General features: G+C 40.4%; 1 protein-coding gene. It reads right to left on the reverse strand.

Features of this window, described 5'->3' with window-relative positions; translation table 11 throughout:
- Positions 1–156 precede the first annotated feature (156 nt).
- On the reverse strand, positions 157–2,466 hold the full coding sequence (locus tag V7K67_RS07940) for an NAD(P)-binding protein (protein ID WP_334731012.1): 2,310 nt from the start codon (positions 2,464–2,466) through the stop codon (positions 157–159).
- Positions 2,467–2,619 lie beyond the last annotated feature (153 nt).

Consider the following 2,619-nt stretch of genomic DNA (forward strand, 5'->3'; position numbering starts at 1 on the left):
ATCGAAGGTACTAATCATTTAATAAAGTAGTGGTAGAGGGTCAATTTTACTTTCTACCATTTTTTTGTACCCAAATCATATTCCGGACGAGTCTACTAAGTAATGCTACATTTTGTTGAGTTTGTCAAAATGTACCTCATGAATTTGAACATACCCTTAGAACCAAGAATCCCACTCACCAATAATTTTTTTGGTGTATTTTATATGAAAGCATTGGTCTAGAATTGCTCGTGTCGCTTGCATTGCAGATATCACTGTAGCTTCCACACAACCGGAATTGTAACCGTTGTTAATCCAGTCGCCAGCTAAGTAAAGGTTATCAAACCCAGATTCATCAGTTTTGAGTCGATACTTGGTACTTCCAGGTACAGACAGTACATAACGTTCTGATGGATTAATGTTAACTCGCCAGTATTGAGCTTGAAAGCGTTCTACTCCCTGGCGGTTTTGAAAATCTACTAGTAAATCCCAATTCAAACCTTGGGGATTTTTCGGGTGAGTAGCATCAGGCCAAAGGTTTCCGATGTAATTGTTGAGGAAGTTAATTGCTTGTTGTTCTACCTTTTTTTGGGCTTTAGCTGGAAAATTATATTCTGTGTAGGGAGGAATTCCTGGATCTGCAATTACGCCGGTGAAATAAGCTAGGTTATAAGGATAATGCTCAGAAGGCCAATTTTCTCGTTGTAATAACTCGCTCATATCTGCATAGACATCGAGCGGTTCAACATAAGCGCCTAGCACAGGACTAGATTTTTGCCATCCTAATTGCGCTAAGGTGGGCTTAAGCCATATTTGTCCACCTTGAGTAGTTACTGTTTTGACTTGCTTTAACATATCATGCCATTTTTGATGGGCTGGATTTTTTTTGGCATGGAGCAATTCACTACAAATAGAGGGTAAGGCGGCTATGGAAATTCCCAGCAGCACAATATCAAAATCATCGCCTTTGGTGAGGGTAATTTTGTCTACATTTTGCCAAGGTGTCCAATGTGACTCAAGGTCAATTTCTTGGTCTTGGAGTTTTTGGGCTTCTTCATCGACAATCTGATCGTAGAGAGGTTGATTAGGCCAGCAACGAATGTCTTTAACTGTGATGAGTGGTTGATATTCTTGCTCTGGATTTTTTAAATTTACTTGGCGAGCAAAGGTAATGCTTGCTATTGATTGCTGATCTTTATCCAAGTGTAACTGCTGGGCGACATGGAAGAATTTGAATTTCACGCCGCGACGCTTTAGCAATTCATATAGTGGAGTGACGACTACCTCCGCCATCCCTGATTGCATTTTCCACATGATGGCACCATTGTATTTAAACAAGATGGTGGTGAGGACACGGATAGCTGTTCCGGCTGCTAGTTGTGGTTTATTGGTATTGCCTTCTGGAAAACCATATACTAAATCGTATAGGACGCGAATAAATGCTGATTTAACGCTTGATTCCCTAGCTCCATGTTTTCTTAGCCAGTCTTTGTAGTTGTACTCATCTAAACTGTCTAGGGAACAAAAATCAATGATCTCATCTACAAATAAACCCCGGATATTTGCTAATGCTAGGTCGATGAGTGTTAAGCGCCAAAAGATTTCGGAATTTTGTCCGATTTTAGATTCTATCTGACTGCTCAAGTGTGTTTGAAAGCGCTTTATTAGCTTGACAATTAACTGGTGATGTTCGCGTCTATGAGTTTTAGGATTTCTGGGTAGTGATTGAGCTAGGTTGTGGGCAAGGTTTAAGAAAAGTCCTTCAGAAGTCAAGTCTAGGTTTTGGAAGATATTGCCAATGTATTGGTTGATATTGTTCAGCCATCCTCCCCAAAAGATGGGTTTTTGAAGAAATAACTGAATCAACTCGCTAGGAAACTCCAAGAGACTACTATCTGATAAAAATTCCACTACCTCTTTACCTAATACTATTTGTTTGGCAAGAGATGCTGAGAAACTTTTAGCAGAATAGGACTGTTCGTATTTATGAATTCCGGCGTAAGTCCGAATGACGAATTTAATGGTGGTGCAGATATGATCCCAAAGGGAACAAATGCCGCCACCTTTCCAGGGGACTAGGGAATTGGTAGGGAAGTTAAAAGGCAGAGTTACCCAATTTTGATTGATGTATTCTTCTAAGACGATAAGACTGTGGGGTTTGAATGCATCTTCTATGGTGCTGAAAGGCCCGTTACCACCAAGTTCGTCGTAGCATTGCTTGAGTAAACGAAAGGCATTTTCGTAAAATCCAAAAAAAATGTGCAGTCCGTGTTCTTCGATGCGGTAGTCGGGTTCATAATCAGGTGCATGGGGTTTGATGTTGCGTCCAGTTGCACATTTACCACCCAAACGCCAACCTGTTTGATAAATAGTAATGTCGTAGAGATTATCCCATCCTGGTTGACTGGTTAATTCATAAGCAGTGGTTAATGATGCCATTCCACCGCCTAAGATAGCGATCTTTTTTGGCTTGAAGGTTTCGGACATGGTTGTTTTTCGTTATGTGGTGAGGGTAAAGAAGGAAACAGCAGGCTGAGGAGATAATTTCAGTAGACCGAAAACTTTTGCGATCGCTAAAAAATAGTAGTATATGACACCATTTTTAGGAGAATGGAAAAAAGCTGCTCCGTAGCTATAAAT

Origin of the sequence: Nostoc sp., assembly GCF_036917155.1 — a bacterium.
Taxonomy (GTDB): Bacteria; Cyanobacteriota; Cyanobacteriia; order Cyanobacteriales; family Nostocaceae; genus Nostoc.

What these genes read in the sequence shown, in the direction of transcription:
- V7K67_RS07940 (WP_334731012.1), bottom strand. Translation starts at nt 2,466, where the DNA reads ATGTCCGAAACCTTCAAGCCAAAAAAGATCGCTATCTTAGGCGGTGGA.